General features: G+C 48.3%; 14 rRNA genes. All 14 read right to left on the bottom strand.

Annotated features, from left to right (window positions below):
• Positions 1-448 (bottom strand): 23S ribosomal RNA (locus tag ACU5DF_RS23135); the annotation flags it as partial.
• Between the two features lie 329 nt (positions 449-777).
• Positions 778-2,320, bottom strand: a 16S ribosomal RNA gene (locus tag ACU5DF_RS23130).
• A 401-nt stretch (positions 2,321-2,721) separates the two neighbouring features.
• Positions 2,722-2,837: ribosomal RNA gene (gene rrf / locus ACU5DF_RS23125) — 5S ribosomal RNA — on the bottom strand.
• A gap of 136 nt (positions 2,838-2,973) precedes the next feature.
• Positions 2,974-5,865 (bottom strand): 23S ribosomal RNA (locus tag ACU5DF_RS23120).
• Positions 5,866-6,194: 329 nt separating this feature from the next.
• Positions 6,195-7,737 (bottom strand): 16S ribosomal RNA (locus ACU5DF_RS23115).
• A 401-nt stretch (positions 7,738-8,138) separates the two neighbouring features.
• Positions 8,139-8,254: ribosomal RNA gene (gene rrf, locus ACU5DF_RS23110) — 5S ribosomal RNA — on the bottom strand.
• Positions 8,255-8,390: 136 nt separating this feature from the next.
• A 23S ribosomal RNA gene (locus ACU5DF_RS23105) occupies positions 8,391-11,278 on the bottom strand.
• Positions 11,279-11,607: 329 nt separating this feature from the next.
• A 16S ribosomal RNA gene (locus ACU5DF_RS23100) occupies positions 11,608-13,150 on the bottom strand.
• Positions 13,151-13,551: 401 nt separating this feature from the next.
• A 5S ribosomal RNA gene (gene rrf / locus ACU5DF_RS23095) occupies positions 13,552-13,667 on the bottom strand.
• A gap of 135 nt (positions 13,668-13,802) precedes the next feature.
• Positions 13,803-16,697 (bottom strand): 23S ribosomal RNA (locus tag ACU5DF_RS23090).
• Between the two features lie 329 nt (positions 16,698-17,026).
• Positions 17,027-18,568, bottom strand: a 16S ribosomal RNA gene (locus ACU5DF_RS23085).
• A 401-nt stretch (positions 18,569-18,969) separates the two neighbouring features.
• Positions 18,970-19,085: ribosomal RNA gene (rrf, locus tag ACU5DF_RS23080) — 5S ribosomal RNA — on the bottom strand.
• Positions 19,086-19,221: 136 nt separating this feature from the next.
• Positions 19,222-22,105 (bottom strand): 23S ribosomal RNA (locus ACU5DF_RS23075).
• Between the two features lie 327 nt (positions 22,106-22,432).
• Positions 22,433-23,092 (bottom strand): 16S ribosomal RNA (locus ACU5DF_RS23070); the annotation flags it as partial.

The raw sequence follows: 23,092 nt of genomic DNA, 5'->3' as shown, positions 1-23,092 counted from the left end.
TCTGGTTCACTATCGGTCAGTCAGTAGTATTTAGCCTTGGAGGATGGTCCCCCCATATTCAGACAGGATATCACGTGTCCCGCCTTACTCGTTTTCACTGATGATGAGATGTCGGTTACAGGGCTATCACCTTGTATCGCGCCACTTTCCAGAGGCTTCACCTGTCTCATTAAAAGCTTAAGGGCTAACCCAATTTCGCTCGCCGCTACTTTCGGGATCTCGGTTGATTTCTCTTCCTCGGGGTACTTAGATGTTTCAGTTCTCCCGGTTTGCTTCGCTGCGCTATGTATTCACGCAGCGATACTAGCTTATGCTAGTGGGTTTCCCCATTCAGAAATCCCAGACTCAAAAGGTTTTTACTACCTAATCTGGGCTTATCGCAAGTTAATACGTCTTTCATCGCCTCTGACTGCCAAGGCATCCACCGTGTACGCTTAGTCACTTAACCATACAACCCCAAGAGGTTTCGTATGGCATAAACAACCAAGGTTGAACTCGTCATTGCGAGTTCTGGTTTTTCGCCGGATTCAAAATACAAGAACACTTGAATGTGTTTTTAATTTGTTTATCTAAGATAAACAAAAGATATTAAGAACTTTTAAATTTTGATTTGAATAACTCGTAAGTTATTTAAATCAGTCAGCTTTCCAAATTGTTAAAGAGCTTAAAGCAAAAAGCTTTAATCAATAATCGAAATCATTAATTAAAGCTCTGTCACTTCAACTTATTAAAACCTAATCAATCTGTGTGAACACTCATAAATCGTAATCTATCGTTTAAGGAGGTGATCCAGCCCCAGGTTCCCCTAGGGCTACCTTGTTACGACTTCACCCCAGTCATGAACCACAAAGTGGTGAGCGTCCTCCCGAAGGTTAAACTACCCACTTCTTTTGCAGCCCACTCCCATGGTGTGACGGGCGGTGTGTACAAGGCCCGGGAACGTATTCACCGTGACATTCTGATTCACGATTACTAGCGATTCCGACTTCACGGAGTCGAGTTGCAGACTCCGATCCGGACTACGACGCACTTTTTGGGATTCGCTCACTATCGCTAGCTTGCAGCCCTCTGTATGCGCCATTGTAGCACGTGTGTAGCCCTACTCGTAAGGGCCATGATGACTTGACGTCGTCCCCACCTTCCTCCGGTTTATCACCGGCAGTCTCCCTGGAGTTCCCACCATTACGTGCTGGCAAACAAGGATAAGGGTTGCGCTCGTTGCGGGACTTAACCCAACATTTCACAACACGAGCTGACGACAGCCATGCAGCACCTGTCTCAGAGTTCCCGAAGGCACTAAGCTATCTCTAGCGAATTCTCTGGATGTCAAGAGTAGGTAAGGTTCTTCGCGTTGCATCGAATTAAACCACATGCTCCACCGCTTGTGCGGGCCCCCGTCAATTCATTTGAGTTTTAATCTTGCGACCGTACTCCCCAGGCGGTCTACTTAACGCGTTAGCTCCGAAAGCCACGGCTCAAGGCCACAACCTCCAAGTAGACATCGTTTACGGCGTGGACTACCAGGGTATCTAATCCTGTTTGCTCCCCACGCTTTCGCATCTGAGTGTCAGTGTCTGTCCAGGGGGCCGCCTTCGCCACTGGTATTCCTTCAGATCTCTACGCATTTCACCGCTACACCTGAAATTCTACCCCCCTCTACAGCACTCTAGTTTGCCAGTTTCAAATGCGGTTCCGAGGTTGAGCCCCGGGCTTTCACATCTGACTTAACAAACCACCTGCATGCGCTTTACGCCCAGTAATTCCGATTAACGCTCGCACCCTCCGTATTACCGCGGCTGCTGGCACGGAGTTAGCCGGTGCTTCTTCTGTCGCTAACGTCAAGATGTGCAGCTATTAACTACACACCCTTCCTCACGACTGAAAGTACTTTACAACCCGAAGGCCTTCTTCATACACGCGGCATGGCTGCATCAGGCTTTCGCCCATTGTGCAATATTCCCCACTGCTGCCTCCCGTAGGAGTCTGGACCGTGTCTCAGTTCCAGTGTGGCTGATCATCCTCTCAGACCAGCTAGAGATCGTCGCCTTGGTGAGCTCTTACCTCACCAACAAGCTAATCTCACCTGGGCTAATCTTAGCGCGAGAGGTCCGAAGATCCCCCTCTTTGGTCCGAAGACATTATGCGGTATTAGCTATCGTTTCCAATAGTTATCCCCCACACTAAGGCATATTCCCAGGCATTACTCACCCGTCCGCCGCTCGTCAGCAAATTAGCAAGCTAATTTCTGTTACCGCTCGACTTGCATGTGTTAGGCCTGCCGCCAGCGTTCAATCTGAGCCATGATCAAACTCTTCAATTAAAGTTTTTTGGTTTGTTTCAGCAGAAACAAAACCGGCTCAATGATTAATACTGATTTCTTACATAAAAGTAATTTTGTGTAGTCACTCAGTTCATTGATTATTTTTGTTTGAATTCACTTCGAAAAGTAAAAGCAAACTAGTGATTATCAACTCACAAGTGCCCACACAGATTGATTTGGTTAAATTGTTAAAGAGCTTGTCTTTCAACCACTTAGCGTTACCGCTTCGTCGCTTCAGGCTGCGTATAATACGCTTTCTGATTTGAAAGTCAAGATAATATTTTCAACTTTTTCATTTATTTATGAAAGACTTAAAAACGTTATGTTGACTTGGCTCACAGTGACAATCTGGGAGCGAAATAAAAGCCCGTTCTATTGAACGGGCACTTATTCAAATTCAAGCCTGGCGATGTCCTACTCTCACATGGGGAAACCCCACACTACCATCGGCGCTATTACGTTTCACTTCTGAGTTCGGCATGGGATCAGGTGGGTCCATAACGCTATGGTCGCCAAGCAAATTCTTTCTATCTACCTCACTAAGAGATAAATAATAATCTGGAAAGCCGTTTCTCTATATAAAGAGTTGTTCTTAATCACATTCAATCTGTTTCTTGCAACTTTAAATCCGTTCAAAACCCCTTGGGTGTTGTATGGTTAAGCCTCACGGGCAATTAGTACAGGTTAGCTCAATGCCTCGCAGCACTTACACACCCTGCCTATCTACGTCGTAGTCTCCAACAACCCTTTAGGATACGTATAGTATCAGGGATGACTCATCTCAAGGCTCGCTTCACGCTTAGATGCTTTCAGCGTTTATCGATCCCGAACTTAGCTACCGGGCAATGCTACTGGCGTAACAACCCGAACACCAGAGGTTCGTCCACTCCGGTCCTCTCGTACTAGGAGCAGCCCCTTTCAATCATCCAACGCCCACGGCAGATAGGGACCGAACTGTCTCACGACGTTCTAAACCCAGCTCGCGTACCACTTTAAATGGCGAACAGCCATACCCTTGGGACCGACTTCAGCCCCAGGATGTGATGAGCCGACATCGAGGTGCCAAACACCGCCGTCGATATGAACTCTTGGGCGGTATCAGCCTGTTATCCCCGGAGTACCTTTTATCCGTTGAGCGATGGCCCTTCCATTCAGAACCACCGGATCACTATGACCTACTTTCGTACCTGCTCGAATTGTCATTCTCGCAGTCAAGCGGGCTTATGCCATTGCACTAACCACACGATGTCCAACCGTGTTTAGCCCACCTTCGTGCTCCTCCGTTACTCTTTGGGAGGAGACCGCCCCAGTCAAACTACCCACCAGGCACTGTCCGCAACCCCGATAAGGGGCCAACGTTAGAACATCAAGCATACAAGGGTGGTATTTCAAGATTGCCTCCACCAATACTAGCGTACTGGTTTCAAAGGCTCCCACCTATCCTACACATGTAGGGTCAATGTTCAGTGCCAAGCTGTAGTAAAGGTTCACGGGGTCTTTCCGTCTAGCCGCGGGTACACTGCATCTTCACAGCGATTTCAATTTCACTGAGTCTCGGGTGGAGACAGCGTGGCCATCATTACGCCATTCGTGCAGGTCGGAACTTACCCGACAAGGAATTTCGCTACCTTAGGACCGTTATAGTTACGGCCGCCGTTTACTTGGGCTTCGATCAAGAGCTTCGACCGAAGTCTAACCCCATCAATTAACCTTCAAGCACCGGGCAGGCGTCACACCGTATACGTCATCTTACGATTTAGCACAGTGCTATGTTTTTAATAAACAGTTGCAGCCACCTGGTATCTGCGACTCCCGGCAGCTTAGAGAGCAAGTCTCATCACCGCTAGGAGCGTACCTTCTCCCGAAGTTACGGTACCATTTTGCCTAGTTCCTTCACCCGAGTTCTCTCAAGCGCCTTAGTATTCTCTACTCGACCACCTGTGTCGGTTTGGGGTACGATTTCTTATAATCTGAAGCTTAGAGGCTTTTCCTGGAAGCATGGCATCAATGGCTTCACATCCGTAGATGCTCGACATCGTGTCTCAGCCTAACAAGAGTCCGGATTTACCTAAACTCTTAGCCTACGCACTTGAACTTGGACGACCGTCGCCAAGCCCACCTAGCCTTCTCCGTCCCCCCATCGCAATTATAAGAAGTACGGGAATATTAACCCGTTTCCCATCGACTACGCTTTTCAGCCTCGCCTTAGGGGTCGACTTACCCTGCCCCGATTAACGTTGGACAGGAACCCTTGGTCTTCCGGCGAGGGAGGTTTTTCACCCCCTTTATCGTTACTCATGTCAGCATTCGCACTTCTGATACCTCCAGCATGCCTTACAGCACACCTTCGACGGCTTACAGAACGCTCCCCTACCCAACACAATAAATTGCATTGCCGCAGCTTCGGTGTATAGCTTAGCCCCGTTACATCTTCCGCGCAGGCCGACTCGACCAGTGAGCTATTACGCTTTCTTTAAATGATGGCTGCTTCTAAGCCAACATCCTGGCTGTCTGAGCCTTCCCACATCGTTTCCCACTTAGCTATAACTTTGGGACCTTAGCTGGCGGTCTGGGTTGTTTCCCTCTCCACGACGGACGTTAGCACCCGCCGTGTGTCTCCCGGATAGTACTTACTGGTATTCGGAGTTTGCAAAGGGTTGGTAAGTCGGGATGACCCCCTAGCCTTAACAGTGCTCTACCCCCAGTAGTATTCGTCCGAGGCTCTACCTAAATAGATTTCGGGGAGAACCAGCTATCTCCAAGTTTGATTGGCCTTTCACCCCTAGCCACAAGTCATCCGCTAATTTTTCAACATTAGTCGGTTCGGTCCTCCAATTGATGTTACTCAATCTTCAACCTGCCCATGGCTAGATCACTTGGTTTCGGGTCTATATCCAGAGACTGAACGCCCAGTTAAGACTCGGTTTCCCTACGGCTCCCCTAAACGGTTAACCTTGCCACTGAATATAAGTCGCTGACCCATTATACAAAAGGTACGCAGTCACATAACAAGTATGCTCCTACTGCTTGTACGTACACGGTTTCAGGTTCTATTTCACTCCCCTCACAGGGGTTCTTTTCGCCTTTCCCTCACGGTACTGGTTCACTATCGGTCAGTCAGTAGTATTTAGCCTTGGAGGATGGTCCCCCCATATTCAGACAGGATATCACGTGTCCCGCCTTACTCGTTTTCACTGATGATGAGATGTCGGTTACAGGGCTATCACCTTGTATCGCGCCACTTTCCAGAGGCTTCACCTGTCTCATTAAAAGCTTAAGGGCTAACCCAATTTCGCTCGCCGCTACTTTCGGGATCTCGGTTGATTTCTCTTCCTCGGGGTACTTAGATGTTTCAGTTCTCCCGGTTTGCTTCGCTGCGCTATGTATTCACGCAGCGATACTAGCTTATGCTAGTGGGTTTCCCCATTCAGAAATCCCAGACTCAAAAGGTTTTTACTACCTAATCTGGGCTTATCGCAAGTTAATACGTCTTTCATCGCCTCTGACTGCCAAGGCATCCACCGTGTACGCTTAGTCACTTAACCATACAACCCCAAGAGGTTTCGTATGGCATAAACAACCAAGGTTGAACTCGTCATTGCGAGTTCTGGTTTTTCGCCGGATTCAAAATACAAGAACACTTGAATGTGTTTTTAATTTGTTTATCTAAGATAAACAAAAGATATTAAGAACTTTTAAATTTTGATTTGAATAACTCGTAAGTTATTTAAATCAGTCAGCTTTCCAAATTGTTAAAGAGCTTAAAGCAAAAAGCTTTAATCAATAATCGAAATCATTAATTAAAGCTCTGTCACTTCAACTTATTAAAACCTAATCAATCTGTGTGAACACTCATAAATCGTAATCTATCGTTTAAGGAGGTGATCCAGCCCCAGGTTCCCCTAGGGCTACCTTGTTACGACTTCACCCCAGTCATGAACCACAAAGTGGTGAGCGTCCTCCCGAAGGTTAAACTACCCACTTCTTTTGCAGCCCACTCCCATGGTGTGACGGGCGGTGTGTACAAGGCCCGGGAACGTATTCACCGTGACATTCTGATTCACGATTACTAGCGATTCCGACTTCACGGAGTCGAGTTGCAGACTCCGATCCGGACTACGACGCACTTTTTGGGATTCGCTCACTATCGCTAGCTTGCAGCCCTCTGTATGCGCCATTGTAGCACGTGTGTAGCCCTACTCGTAAGGGCCATGATGACTTGACGTCGTCCCCACCTTCCTCCGGTTTATCACCGGCAGTCTCCCTGGAGTTCCCACCATTACGTGCTGGCAAACAAGGATAAGGGTTGCGCTCGTTGCGGGACTTAACCCAACATTTCACAACACGAGCTGACGACAGCCATGCAGCACCTGTCTCAGAGTTCCCGAAGGCACTAAGCTATCTCTAGCGAATTCTCTGGATGTCAAGAGTAGGTAAGGTTCTTCGCGTTGCATCGAATTAAACCACATGCTCCACCGCTTGTGCGGGCCCCCGTCAATTCATTTGAGTTTTAATCTTGCGACCGTACTCCCCAGGCGGTCTACTTAACGCGTTAGCTCCGAAAGCCACGGCTCAAGGCCACAACCTCCAAGTAGACATCGTTTACGGCGTGGACTACCAGGGTATCTAATCCTGTTTGCTCCCCACGCTTTCGCATCTGAGTGTCAGTGTCTGTCCAGGGGGCCGCCTTCGCCACTGGTATTCCTTCAGATCTCTACGCATTTCACCGCTACACCTGAAATTCTACCCCCCTCTACAGCACTCTAGTTTGCCAGTTTCAAATGCGGTTCCGAGGTTGAGCCCCGGGCTTTCACATCTGACTTAACAAACCACCTGCATGCGCTTTACGCCCAGTAATTCCGATTAACGCTCGCACCCTCCGTATTACCGCGGCTGCTGGCACGGAGTTAGCCGGTGCTTCTTCTGTCGCTAACGTCAAGATGTGCAGCTATTAACTACACACCCTTCCTCACGACTGAAAGTACTTTACAACCCGAAGGCCTTCTTCATACACGCGGCATGGCTGCATCAGGCTTTCGCCCATTGTGCAATATTCCCCACTGCTGCCTCCCGTAGGAGTCTGGACCGTGTCTCAGTTCCAGTGTGGCTGATCATCCTCTCAGACCAGCTAGAGATCGTCGCCTTGGTGAGCTCTTACCTCACCAACAAGCTAATCTCACCTGGGCTAATCTTAGCGCGAGAGGTCCGAAGATCCCCCTCTTTGGTCCGAAGACATTATGCGGTATTAGCTATCGTTTCCAATAGTTATCCCCCACACTAAGGCATATTCCCAGGCATTACTCACCCGTCCGCCGCTCGTCAGCAAATTAGCAAGCTAATTTCTGTTACCGCTCGACTTGCATGTGTTAGGCCTGCCGCCAGCGTTCAATCTGAGCCATGATCAAACTCTTCAATTAAAGTTTTTTGGTTTGTTTCAGCAGAAACAAAACCGGCTCAATGATTAATACTGATTTCTTACATAAAAGTAATTTTGTGTAGTCACTCAGTTCATTGATTATTTTTGTTTGAATTCACTTCGAAAAGTAAAAGCAAACTAGTGATTATCAACTCACAAGTGCCCACACAGATTGATTTGGTTAAATTGTTAAAGAGCTTGTCTTTCAACCACTTAGCGTTACCGCTTCGTCGCTTCAGGCTGCGTATAATACGCTTTCTGATTTGAAAGTCAAGATAATATTTTCAACTTTTTCATTTATTTATGAAAGACTTAAAAACGTTATGTTGACTTGGCTCACAGTGACAATCTGGGAGCGAAATAAAAGCCCGTTCTATTGAACGGGCACTTATTCAAATTCAAGCCTGGCGATGTCCTACTCTCACATGGGGAAACCCCACACTACCATCGGCGCTATTACGTTTCACTTCTGAGTTCGGCATGGGATCAGGTGGGTCCATAACGCTATGGTCGCCAAGCAAATTCTTTCTATCTACCTCACTAAGAGATAAATAATAATCTGGAAAGCCGTTTCTCTATATAAAGAGTTGTTCTTAATCACATTCAATCTGTTTCTTGCAACTTTAAATCCGTTCAAAACCCCTTGGGTGTTGTATGGTTAAGCCTCACGGGCAATTAGTACAGGTTAGCTCAATGCCTCGCAGCACTTACACACCCTGCCTATCTACGTCGTAGTCTCCAACAACCCTTTAGGATACGTATAGTATCAGGGATGACTCATCTCAAGGCTCGCTTCACGCTTAGATGCTTTCAGCGTTTATCGATCCAGTACTACTACCGGGCAATGCTACTGGCGTAACAACCCGAACACCAGAGGTTCGTCCACTCCGGTCCTCTCGTACTAGGAGCAGCCCCTTTCAATCATCCAACGCCCACGGCAGATAGGGACCGAACTGTCTCACGACGTTCTAAACCCAGCTCGCGTACCACTTTAAATGGCGAACAGCCATACCCTTGGGACCGACTTCAGCCCCAGGATGTGATGAGCCGACATCGAGGTGCCAAACACCGCCGTCGATATGAACTCTTGGGCGGTATCAGCCTGTTATCCCCGGAGTACCTTTTATCCGTTGAGCGATGGCCCTTCCATTCAGAACCACCGGATCACTATGACCTACTTTCGTACCTGCTCGAATTGTCATTCTCGCAGTCAAGCGGGCTTATGCCATTGCACTAACCACACGATGTCCAACCGTGTTTAGCCCACCTTCGTGCTCCTCCGTTACTCTTTGGGAGGAGACCGCCCCAGTCAAACTACCCACCAGGCACTGTCCGCAACCCCGATAAGGGGCCAACGTTAGAACATCAAGCATACAAGGGTGGTATTTCAAGATTGCCTCCACCAATACTAGCGTACTGGTTTCAAAGGCTCCCACCTATCCTACACATGTAGGGTCAATGTTCAGTGCCAAGCTGTAGTAAAGGTTCACGGGGTCTTTCCGTCTAGCCGCGGGTACACTGCATCTTCACAGCGATTTCAATTTCACTGAGTCTCGGGTGGAGACAGCGTGGCCATCATTACGCCATTCGTGCAGGTCGGAACTTACCCGACAAGGAATTTCGCTACCTTAGGACCGTTATAGTTACGGCCGCCGTTTACTTGGGCTTCGATCAAGAGCTTCGACCGAAGTCTAACCCCATCAATTAACCTTCAAGCACCGGGCAGGCGTCACACCGTATACGTCATCTTACGATTTAGCACAGTGCTATGTTTTTAATAAACAGTTGCAGCCACCTGGTATCTGCGACTCCCGGCAGCTTAGAGAGCAAGTCTCATCACCGCTAGGAGCGTACCTTCTCCCGAAGTTACGGTACCATTTTGCCTAGTTCCTTCACCCGAGTTCTCTCAAGCGCCTTAGTATTCTCTACTCGACCACCTGTGTCGGTTTGGGGTACGATTTCTTATAATCTGAAGCTTAGAGGCTTTTCCTGGAAGCATGGCATCAATGGCTTCACATCCGTAGATGCTCGACATCGTGTCTCAGCCTAACAAGAGTCCGGATTTACCTAAACTCTTAGCCTACGCACTTGAACTTGGACGACCGTCGCCAAGCCCACCTAGCCTTCTCCGTCCCCCCATCGCAATTATAAGAAGTACGGGAATATTAACCCGTTTCCCATCGACTACGCTTTTCAGCCTCGCCTTAGGGGTCGACTTACCCTGCCCCGATTAACGTTGGACAGGAACCCTTGGTCTTCCGGCGAGGGGGTTTTTCACCCCCTTTATCGTTACTCATGTCAGCATTCGCACTTCTGATACCTCCAGCATGCCTTACAGCACACCTTCGACGGCTTACAGAACGCTCCCCTACCCAACACAATAAATTGCATTGCCGCAGCTTCGGTGTATAGCTTAGCCCCGTTACATCTTCCGCGCAGGCCGACTCGACCAGTGAGCTATTACGCTTTCTTTAAATGATGGCTGCTTCTAAGCCAACATCCTGGCTGTCTGAGCCTTCCCACATCGTTTCCCACTTAGCTATAACTTTGGGACCTTAGCTGGCGGTCTGGGTTGTTTCCCTCTCCACGACGGACGTTAGCACCCGCCGTGTGTCTCCCGGATAGTACTTACTGGTATTCGGAGTTTGCAAAGGGTTGGTAAGTCGGGATGACCCCCTAGCCTTAACAGTGCTCTACCCCCAGTAGTATTCGTCCGAGGCTCTACCTAAATAGATTTCGGGGAGAACCAGCTATCTCCAAGTTTGATTGGCCTTTCACCCCTAGCCACAAGTCATCCGCTAATTTTTCAACATTAGTCGGTTCGGTCCTCCAATTGATGTTACTCAATCTTCAACCTGCCCATGGCTAGATCACTTGGTTTCGGGTCTATATCCAGAGACTGAACGCCCAGTTAAGACTCGGTTTCCCTACGGCTCCCCTAAACGGTTAACCTTGCCACTGAATATAAGTCGCTGACCCATTATACAAAAGGTACGCAGTCACATAACAAGTATGCTCCTACTGCTTGTACGTACACGGTTTCAGGTTCTATTTCACTCCCCTCACAGGGTTCTTTTCGCCTTTCCCTCACGGTACTGGTTCACTATCGGTCAGTCAGTAGTATTTAGCCTTGGAGGATGGTCCCCCCATATTCAGACAGGATATCACGTGTCCCGCCTTACTCGTTTTCACTGATGATGAGATGTCGGTTACAGGGCTATCACCTTGTATCGCGCCACTTTCCAGAGGCTTCACCTGTCTCATTAAAAGCTTAAGGGCTAACCCAATTTCGCTCGCCGCTACTTTCGGGATCTCGGTTGATTTCTCTTCCTCGGGGTACTTAGATGTTTCAGTTCTCCCGGTTTGCTTCGCTGCGCTATGTATTCACGCAGCGATACTAGCTTATGCTAGTGGGTTTCCCCATTCAGAAATCCCAGACTCAAAAGGTTTTTACTACCTAATCTGGGCTTATCGCAAGTTAATACGTCTTTCATCGCCTCTGACTGCCAAGGCATCCACCGTGTACGCTTAGTCACTTAACCATACAACCCCAAGAGGTTTCGTATGGCATAAACAACCAAGGTTGAACTCGTCATTGCGAGTTCTGGTTTTTCGCCGGATTCAAAATACAAGAACACTTGAATGTGTTTTTAATTTGTTTATCTAAGATAAACAAAAGATATTAAGAACTTTTAAATTTTGATTTGAATAACTCGTAAGTTATTTAAATCAGTCAGCTTTCCAAATTGTTAAAGAGCTTAAAGCAAAAAGCTTTAATCAATAATCGAAATCATTAATTAAAGCTCTGTCACTTCAACTTATTAAAACCTAATCAATCTGTGTGAACACTCATAAATCGTAATCTATCGTTTAAGGAGGTGATCCAGCCCCAGGTTCCCCTAGGGCTACCTTGTTACGACTTCACCCCAGTCATGAACCACAAAGTGGTGAGCGTCCTCCCGAAGGTTAAACTACCCACTTCTTTTGCAGCCCACTCCCATGGTGTGACGGGCGGTGTGTACAAGGCCCGGGAACGTATTCACCGTGACATTCTGATTCACGATTACTAGCGATTCCGACTTCACGGAGTCGAGTTGCAGACTCCGATCCGGACTACGACGCACTTTTTGGGATTCGCTCACTATCGCTAGCTTGCAGCCCTCTGTATGCGCCATTGTAGCACGTGTGTAGCCCTACTCGTAAGGGCCATGATGACTTGACGTCGTCCCCACCTTCCTCCGGTTTATCACCGGCAGTCTCCCTGGAGTTCCCACCATTACGTGCTGGCAAACAAGGATAAGGGTTGCGCTCGTTGCGGGACTTAACCCAACATTTCACAACACGAGCTGACGACAGCCATGCAGCACCTGTCTCAGAGTTCCCGAAGGCACTAAGCTATCTCTAGCGAATTCTCTGGATGTCAAGAGTAGGTAAGGTTCTTCGCGTTGCATCGAATTAAACCACATGCTCCACCGCTTGTGCGGGCCCCCGTCAATTCATTTGAGTTTTAATCTTGCGACCGTACTCCCCAGGCGGTCTACTTAACGCGTTAGCTCCGAAAGCCACGGCTCAAGGCCACAACCTCCAAGTAGACATCGTTTACGGCGTGGACTACCAGGGTATCTAATCCTGTTTGCTCCCCACGCTTTCGCATCTGAGTGTCAGTGTCTGTCCAGGGGGCCGCCTTCGCCACTGGTATTCCTTCAGATCTCTACGCATTTCACCGCTACACCTGAAATTCTACCCCCCTCTACAGCACTCTAGTTTGCCAGTTTCAAATGCGGTTCCGAGGTTGAGCCCCGGGCTTTCACATCTGACTTAACAAACCACCTGCATGCGCTTTACGCCCAGTAATTCCGATTAACGCTCGCACCCTCCGTATTACCGCGGCTGCTGGCACGGAGTTAGCCGGTGCTTCTTCTGTCGCTAACGTCAAGATGTGCAGCTATTAACTACACACCCTTCCTCACGACTGAAAGTACTTTACAACCCGAAGGCCTTCTTCATACACGCGGCATGGCTGCATCAGGCTTTCGCCCATTGTGCAATATTCCCCACTGCTGCCTCCCGTAGGAGTCTGGACCGTGTCTCAGTTCCAGTGTGGCTGATCATCCTCTCAGACCAGCTAGAGATCGTCGCCTTGGTGAGCTCTTACCTCACCAACAAGCTAATCTCACCTGGGCTAATCTTAGCGCGAGAGGTCCGAAGATCCCCCTCTTTGGTCCGAAGACATTATGCGGTATTAGCTATCGTTTCCAATAGTTATCCCCCACACTAAGGCATATTCCCAGGCATTACTCACCCGTCCGCCGCTCGTCAGCAAATTAGCAAGCTAATTTCTGTTACCGCTCGACTTGCATGTGTTAGGCCTGCCGCCAGCGTTCAATCTGAGCCATGATCAAACTCTTCAATTAAAGTTTTTTGGTTTGTTTCAGCAGAAACAAAACCGGCTCAATGATTAATACTGATTTCTTACATAAAAGTAATTTTGTGTAGTCACTCAGTTCATTGATTATTTTTGTTTGAATTCACTTCGAAAAGTAAAAGCAAACTAGTGATTATCAACTCACAAGTGCCCACACAGATTGATTTGGTTAAATTGTTAAAGAGCTTGTCTTTCAACCACTTAGCGTTACCGCTTCGTCGCTTCAGGCTGCGTATAATACGCTTTCTGATTTGAAAGTCAAGATAATATTTTCAACTTTTTCATTTATTTATGAAAGACTTAAAAACGTTATGTTGACTTGGCTCACAGTGACAATCTGGGAGCGAAATAAAAGCCCGTTCTATTGAACGGGCACTTATTCAAATTCAAGCCTGGCGATGTCCTACTCTCACATGGGGAAACCCCACACTACCATCGGCGCTATTACGTTTCACTTCTGAGTTCGGCATGGGATCAGGTGGGTCCATAACGCTATGGTCGCCAAGCAAATTCTTTCTATCTACCTCACTAAGAGATAAATAATATCTGGAAAGCCGTTTCTCTATATAAAGAGTTGTTCTTAATCACATTCAATCTGTTTCTTGCAACTTTAAATCCGTTCAAAACCCCTTGGGTGTTGTATGGTTAAGCCTCACGGGCAATTAGTACAGGTTAGCTCAATGCCTCGCAGCACTTACACACCCTGCCTATCTACGTCGTAGTCTCCAACAACCCTTTAGGATACGTATAGTATCAGGGATGACTCATCTCAAGGCTCGCTTCACGCTTAGATGCTTTCAGCGTTTATCGATCCCGAACTTAGCTACCGGGCAATGCTACTGGCGTAACAACCCGAACACCAGAGGTTCGTCCACTCCGGTCCTCTCGTACTAGGAGCAGCCCCTTTCAATCATCCAACGCCCACGGCAGATAGGGACCGAACTGTCTCACGACGTTCTAAACCCAGCTCGCGTACCACTTTAAATGGCGAACAGCCATACCCTTGGGACCGACTTCAGCCCCAGGATGTGATGAGCCGACATCGAGGTGCCAAACACCGCCGTCGATATGAACTCTTGGGCGGTATCAGCCTGTTATCCCCGGAGTACCTTTTATCCGTTGAGCGATGGCCCTTCCATTCAGAACCACCGGATCACTATGACCTACTTTCGTACCTGCTCGAATTGTCATTCTCGCAGTCAAGCGGGCTTATGCCATTGCACTAACCACACGATGTCCAACCGTGTTTAGCCCACCTTCGTGCTCCTCCGTTACTCTTTGGGAGGAGACCGCCCCAGTCAAACTACCCACCAGGCACTGTCCGCAACCCCGATAAGGGGCCAACGTTAGAACATCAAGCATACAAGGGTGGTAGGTATTTCAAGATTGCCTCCACCAATACTAGCGTACTGGTTTCAAAGGCTCCCACCTATCCTACACATGTAGGGTCAATGTTCAGTGCCAAGCTGTAGTAAAGGTTCACGGGGTCTTTCCGTCTAGCCGCGGGTACACTGCATCTTCACAGCGATTTCAATTTCACTGAGTCTCGGGTGGAGACAGCGTGGCCATCATTACGCCATTCGTGCAGGTCGGAACTTACCCGACAAGGAATTTCGCTACCTTAGGACCGTTATAGTTACGGCCGCCGTTTACTTGGGCTTCGATCAAGAGCTTCGACCGAAGTCTAACCCCATCAATTAACCTTCAAGCACCGGGCAGGCGTCACACCGTATACGTCATCTTACGATTTAGCACAGTGCTATGTTTTTAATAAACAGTTGCAGCCACCTGGTATCTGCGACTCCCGGCAGCTTAGAGAGCAAGTCTCATCACCGCTAGGAGCGTACCTTCTCCCGAAGTTACGGTACCATTTTGCCTAGTTCCTTCACCCGAGTTCTCTCAAGCGCCTTAGTATTCTCTACTCGACCACCTGTGTCGGTTTGGGGTACGATTTCTTATAATCTGAAGCTTAGAGGCTTTTCCTGGAAGCATGGCATCAATGGCTTCACATCCGTAGATGCTCGACATCGTGTCTCAGCCTAACAAGAGTCCGGATTTACCTAAACTCTTAGCCTACGCACTTGAACTTGGACGACCGTCGCCAAGCCCACCTAGCCTTCTCCGTCCCCCCATCGCAATTATAAGAAGTACGGGAATATTAACCCGTTTCCCATCGACTACGCTTTTCAGCCTCGCCTTAGGGGTCGACTTACCCTGCCCCGATTAACGTTGGACAGGAACCCTTGGTCTTCCGGCGAGGGGGTTTTTCACCCCCTTTATCGTTACTCATGTCAGCATTCGCACTTCTGATACCTCCAGCATGCCTTACAGCACACCTTCGACGGCTTACAGAACGCTCCCCTACCCAACACAATAAATTGCATTGCCGCAGCTTCGGTGTATAGCTTAGCCCCGTTACATCTTCCGCGCAGGCCGACTCGACCAGTGAGCTATTACGCTTTCTTTAAATGATGGCTGCTTCTAAGCCAACATCCTGGCTGTCTGAGCCTTCCCACATCGTTTCCCACTTAGCTATAACTTTGGGACCTTAGCTGGCGGTCTGGGTTGTTTCCCTCTCCACGACGGACGTTAGCACCCGCCGTGTGTCTCCCGGATAGTACTTACTGGTATTCGGAGTTTGCAAAGGGTTGGTAAGTCGGGATGACCCCCTAGCCTTAACAGTGCTCTACCCCCAGTAGTATTCGTCCGAGGCTCTACCTAAATAGATTTCGGGGAGAACCAGCTATCTCCAAGTTTGATTGGCCTTTCACCCCTAGCCACAAGTCATCCGCTAATTTTTCAACATTAGTCGGTTCGGTCCTCCAATTGATGTTACTCAATCTTCAACCTGCCCATGGCTAGATCACTTGGTTTCGGGTCTATATCCAGAGACTGAACGCCCAGTTAAGACTCGGTTTCCCTACGGCTCCCCTAAACGGTTAACCTTGCCACTGAATATAAGTCGCTGACCCATTATACAAAAGGTACGCAGTCACATAACAAGTATGCTCCTACTGCTTGTACGTACACGGTTTCAGGTTCTATTTCACTCCCCTCACAGGGGTTCTTTTCGCCTTTCCCTCACGGTACTGGTTCACTATCGGTCAGTCAGTAGTATTTAGCCTTGGAGGATGGTCCCCCCATATTCAGACAGGATATCACGTGTCCCGCCTTACTCGTTTTCACTGATGATGAGATGTCGGTTACAGGGCTATCACCTTGTATCGCGCCACTTTCCAGAGGCTTCACCTGTCTCATTAAAAGCTTAAGGGCTAACCCAATTTCGCTCGCCGCTACTTTCGGGATCTCGGTTGATTTCTCTTCCTCGGGGTACTTAGATGTTTCAGTTCTCCCGGTTTGCTTCGCTGCGCTATGTATTCACGCAGCGATACTAGCTTATGCTAGTGGGTTTCCCCATTCAGAAATCCCAGACTCAAAAGGTTTTTACTACCTAATCTGGGCTTATCGCAAGTTAATACGTCTTTCATCGCCTCTGACTGCCAAGGCATCCACCGTGTACGCTTAGTCACTTAACCATACAACCCCAAGAGGTTTCGTATGGCATAAACAACCAAGGTTGAACTCGTCATTGCGAGTTCTGGTTTTTCGCCGGATTCAAAATACAAGAACACTTGAATGTGTTTTTAATTTGTTTATCTAAGATAAACAAAAGATATTAAGAACTTTTAAATTTTGATTTGAATAACTCGTAAGTTATTTAAATCAGTCAGCTTTCCAAATTGTTAAAGAGCTTAAAGCAAAAAGCTTTAATCAATAATCGAAATCATTAATTAAAGCTCTGTCACTTCAACTTATTAAAACCTAATCAATCTGTGTGAACACTCATAAATCGTAATCTATCGTTTAAGGAGGTGATCCAGCCCCAGGTTCCCCTAGGGCTACCTTGTTACGACTTCACCCCAGTCATGAACCACAAAGTGGTGAGCGTCCTCCCGAAGGTTAAACTACCCACTTCTTTTGCAGCCCACTCCCATGGTGTGACGGGCGGTGTGTACAAGGCCCGGGAACGTATTCACCGTGACATTCTGATTCACGATTACTAGCGATTCCGACTTCACGGAGTCGAGTTGCAGACTCCGATCCGGACTACGACGCACTTTTTGGGATTCGCTCACTATCGCTAGCTTGCAGCCCTCTGTATGCGCCATTGTAGCACGTTGTAGCCCTACTCGTAAGGGCCATGATGACTTGACGTCGTCCCCACCTTCCTCCGGTTTATCACCGGCAGTCTCCCTGGAGTTCCCACCATTACGTGCTGGCAAACAAGGATAAGGGTTGCGCTCGTTGCGGGACTTAACCCAACATTTCACAACACGAGCTGACGACAGCCATGCAGCACCTGTCTCAGAGTTCCCGAAGGCACTAAGCTATCTCTAGCGAATTCTCTGGATGTCAAGAGTAGGTAAGGTTCTTCGCGTTGCATCGAATTAAACCACATGCTCCACCGCTTGTGCGGGCCCCCGTCAATTCATTTGAGTTTTAATCTTGCGACCGTACTCCCCAGGCGGTCTACTTAACGCGTTAGCTCCGAAAGCCACGGCTCAAGGCCACAACCTCCAAGTAGACATCGTTTACGGCGTGGACTACCAGGGTATCTAATCCTGTTTGCTCCCCACGCTTTCGCATCTGAGTGTCAGTGTCTGTCCAGGGGGCCGCCTTCGCCACTGGTATTCCTTCAGATCTCTACGCATTTCACCGCTACACCTGAAATTCTACCCCCCTCTACAGCACTCTAGTTTGCCAGTTTCAAATGCGGTTCCGAGGTTGAGCCCCGGGCTTTCACATCTGACTTAACAAACCACCTGCATGCGCTTTACGCCCAGTAATTCCGATTAACGCTCGCACCCTCCGTATTACCGCGGCTGCTGGCACGGAGTTAGCCGGTGCTTCTTCTGTCGCTAACGTCAAGATGTGCAGCTATTAACTACACACCCTTCCTCACGACTGAAAGTACTTTACAACCCGAAGGCCTTCTTCATACACGCGGCATGGCTGCATCAGGCTTTCGCCCATTGTGCAATATTCCCCACTGCTGCCTCCCGTAGGAGTCTGGACCGTGTCTCAGTTCCAGTGTGGCTGATCATCCTCTCAGACCAGCTAGAGATCGTCGCCTTGGTGAGCTCTTACCTCACCAACAAGCTAATCTCACCTGGGCTAATCTTAGCGCGAGAGGTCCGAAGATCCCCCTCTTTGGTCCGAAGACATTATGCGGTATTAGCTATCGTTTCCAATAGTTATCCCCCACACTAAGGCATATTCCCAGGCATTACTCACCCGTCCGCCGCTCGTCAGCAAATTAGCAAGCTAATTTCTGTTACCGCTCGACTTGCATGTGTTAGGCCTGCCGCCAGCGTTCAATCTGAGCCATGATCAAACTCTTCAATTAAAGTTTTTTGGTTTGTTTCAGCAGAAACAAAACCGGCTCAATGATTAATACTGATTTCTTACATAAAAGTAATTTTGTGTAGTCACTCAGTTCATTGATTATTTTTGTTTGAATTCACTTCGAAAAGTAAAAGCAAACTAGTGATTATCAACTCACAAGTGCCCACACAGATTGATTTGGTTAAATTGTTAAAGAGCTTGTCTTTCAACCACTTAGCGTTACCGCTTCGTCGCTTCAGGCTGCGTATAATACGCTTTCTGATTTGAAAGTCAAGATAATATTTTCAACTTTTTCATTTATTTATGAAAGACTTAAAAACGTTATGTTGACTTGGCTCACAGTGACAATCTGGGAGCGAAATAAAAGCCCGTTCTATTGAACGGGCACTTATTCAAATTCAAGCCTGGCGATGTCCTACTCTCACATGGGGAAACCCCACACTACCATCGGCGCTATTACGTTTCACTTCTGAGTTCGGCATGGGATCAGGTGGGTCCATAACGCTATGGTCGCCAAGCAAATTCTTTCTATCTACCTCACTAAGAGATAAATAATAATCTGGAAAGCCGTTTCTCTATATAAAGAGTTGTTCTTAATCACATTCAATCTGTTTCTTGCAACTTTAAATCCGTTCAAAACCCCTTGGGTGTTGTATGGTTAAGCCTCACGGGCAATTAGTACAGGTTAGCTCAATGCCTCGCAGCACTTACACACCCTGCCTATCTACGTCGTAGTCTCCAACAACCCTTTAGGATACGTATAGTATCAGGGATGACTCATCTCAAGGCTCGCTTCACGCTTAGATGCTTTCAGCGTTTATCGATCCCGAACTTAGCTACCGGGCAATGCTACTGGCGTAACAACCCGAACACCAGAGGTTCGTCCACTCCGGTCCTCTCGTACTAGGAGCAGCCCCTTTCAATCATCCAACGCCCACGGCAGATAGGGACCGAACTGTCTCACGACGTTCTAAACCCAGCTCGCGTACCACTTTAAATGGCGAACAGCCATACCCTTGGGACCGACTTCAGCCCCAGGATGTGATGAGCCGACATCGAGGTGCCAAACACCGCCGTCGATATGAACTCTTGGGCGGTATCAGCCTGTTATCCCCGGAGTACCTTTTATCCGTTGAGCGATGGCCCTTCCATTCAGAACCACCGGATCACTATGACCTACTTTCGTACCTGCTCGAATTGTCATTCTCGCAGTCAAGCGGGCTTATGCCATTGCACTAACCACACGATGTCCAACCGTGTTTAGCCCACCTTCGTGCTCCTCCGTTACTCTTTGGGAGGAGACCGCCCCAGTCAAACTACCCACCAGGCACTGTCCGCAACCCCGATAAGGGGCCAACGTTAGAACATCAAGCATACAAGGGTGGTATTTCAAGATTGCCTCCACCAATACTAGCGTACTGGTTTCAAAGGCTCCCACCTATCCTACACATGTAGGGTCAATGTTCAGTGCCAAGCTGTAGTAAAGGTTCACGGGGTCTTTCCGTCTAGCCGCGGGTACACTGCATCTTCACAGCGATTTCAATTTCACTGAGTCTCGGGTGGAGACAGCGTGGCCATCATTACGCCATTCGTGCAGGTCGGAACTTACCCGACAAGGAATTTCGCTACCTTAGGACCGTTATAGTTACGGCCGCCGTTTACTTGGGCTTCGATCAAGAGCTTCGACCGAAGTCTAACCCCATCAATTAACCTTCAAGCACCGGGCAGGCGTCACACCGTATACGTCATCTTACGATTTAGCACAGTGCTATGGTTTTAATAAACAGTTGCAGCCACCTGGTATCTGCGACTCCCGGCAGCTTAGAGAGCAAGTCTCATCACCGCTAGGAGCGTACCTTCTCCCGAAGTTACGGTACCATTTTGCCTAGTTCCTTCACCCGAGTTCTCTCAAGCGCCTTAGTATTCTCTACTCGACCACCTGTGTCGGTTTGGGGTACGATTTCTTATAATCTGAAGCTTAGAGGCTTTTCCTGGAAGCATGGCATCAATGGCTTCACATCCGTAGATGCTCGACATCGTGTCTCAGCCTAACAAGAGTCCGGATTTACCTAAACTCTTAGCCTACGCACTTGAACTTGGACGACCGTCGCCAAGCCCACCTAGCCTTCTCCGTCCCCCCATCGCAATTATAAGAAGTACGGGAATATTAACCCGTTTCCCATCGACTACGCTTTTCAGCCTCGCCTTAGGGGTCGACTTACCCTGCCCCGATTAACGTTGGACAGGAACCCTTGGTCTTCCGGCGAGGGGGTTTTTCACCCCCTTTATCGTTACTCATGTCAGCATTCGCACTTCTGATACCTCCAGCATGCCTTACAGCACACCTTCGACGGCTTACAGAACGCTCCCCTACCCAACACAATAAATTGCATTGCCGCAGCTTCGGTGTATAGCTTAGCCCCGTTACATCTTCCGCGCAGGCCGACTCGACCAGTGAGCTATTACGCTTTCTTTAAATGATGGCTGCTTCTAAGCCAACATCCTGGCTGTCTGAGCCTTCCCACATCGTTTCCCACTTAGCTATAACTTTGGGACCTTAGCTGGCGGTCTGGGTTGTTTCCCTCTCCACGACGGACGTTAGCACCCGCCGTGTGTCTCCCGGATAGTACTTACTGGTATTCGGAGTTTGCAAAGGGTTGGTAAGTCGGGATGACCCCCTAGCCTTAACAGTGCTCTACCCCCAGTAGTATTCGTCCGAGGCTCTACCTAAATAGATTTCGGGGAGAACCAGCTATCTCCAAGTTTGATTGGCCTTTCACCCCTAGCCACAAGTCATCCGCTAATTTTTCAACATTAGTCGGTTCGGTCCTCCAATTGATGTTACTCAATCTTCAACCTGCCCATGGCTAGATCACTTGGTTTCGGGTCTATATCCAGAGACTGAACGCCCAGTTAAGACTCGGTTTCCCTACGGCTCCCCTAAACGGTTAACCTTGCCACTGAATATAAGTCGCTGACCCATTATACAAAAGGTACGCAGTCACATAACAAGTATGCTCCTACTGCTTGTACGTACACGGTTTCAGGTTCTATTTCACTCCCCTCACAGGGGTTCTTTTCGCCTTTCCCTCACGGTACTGGTTCACTATCGGTCAGTCAGTAGTATTTAGCCTTGGAGGATGGTCCCCCCATATTCAGACAGGATATCACGTGTCCCGCCTTACTCGTTTTCACTGATGATGAGATGTCGGTTACAGGGCTATCACCTTGTATCGCGCCACTTTCCAGAGGCTTCACCTGTCTCATTAAAAGCTTAAGGGCTAACCCAATTTCGCTCGCCGCTACTTTCGGGATCTCGGTTGATTTCTCTTCCTCGGGGTACTTAGATGTTTCAGTTCTCCCGGTTTGGCGCTATGTATTCACGCAGCGATACTAGCTTATGCTAGTGGGTTTCCCCATTCAGAAATCCCAGACTCAAAAGGTTTTTACTACCTAATCTGGGCTTATCGCAAGTTAATACGTCTTTCATCGCCTCTGACTGCCAAGGCATCCACCGTGTACGCTTAGTCACTTAACCATACAACCCCAAGAGGTTTCGTATGGCATAAACAACCAAGGTTGAACTCGTCATTGCGAGTTCTGGTTTTTCGCCGGATTCAAAATACAAGAACACTTGAATGTGTTTTAATTTGTTTATCTAAGATAAACAAAAGATATTAAGAACTTTTAAATTTTGATTTGAATAACTCGTAAGTTATTTAAATCAGTCAGCTTTCCAAATTGTTAAAGAGCTTAAAGCAAAAAGCTTTAATCAATAATCGAAATCATTATTAAAGCTCTGTCACTTCAACTTATTAAAACCTAATCAACCTTTGTGAACACTCATAAATCGTAATCTGTCGTTTAGGGGTGTGGTCCAGCCTCAGGTTCCCCTAGGGCTACCTTGTTACGACTCCACCCCAGTCATGAACCACAAAGTGGTGAGCGTCCTCCCGAAGTTAAACTACCCACTTCTTTTGCAGCCCACTCCCATGGTGTGACGGGCGGTGGGTACAAGGCCCGGGAACGTATTCACCGTGACATTCTGATTCACGATTACTAGCGATTCCGACTTCACGGAGTCGAGTTGCAGACTCCGATCCGGACTACGACGCACTTTTTGGGATTCGCTCACTATCGCTAGCTTGCAGCCCTCTGTATGCGCCATTGTAGCACGTGTGTAGCCCTACTCGTAAGGGCCATGATGACTTGACGTCGTCCCCACCTTCCTCCGTTTATCACCGGCAGTCGCCCTGGAGTTCCCACCATTACGTGCTGGCAAACAAGGATAAGGTTGCGCTCGTTGCGGGACTTAACCCAACATTTCACAACACGAGCTGACGACAGCCATGCAGCACCTGTCTCAGAGTTCCCGAAGGCACTAAGCTATCTCTAGCGAATTCTCTGGATGTCAAGAGTAGGTAAGGTTCTTCGCGTTGCATCGAATTAAACCACATGCTCCACCGCTTTGTGCGGGCCCCCGTCAATTCATTTGAGTTTTAATCTTGCGACCGTACTCCCCAGA

The sequence above is a fragment of the Aliivibrio wodanis genome, assembly GCF_052920805.1.
The sequence above is the reverse complement of the archived record's forward strand: the minus strand, read 5'-3'. Positions and strand labels throughout refer to the sequence as shown.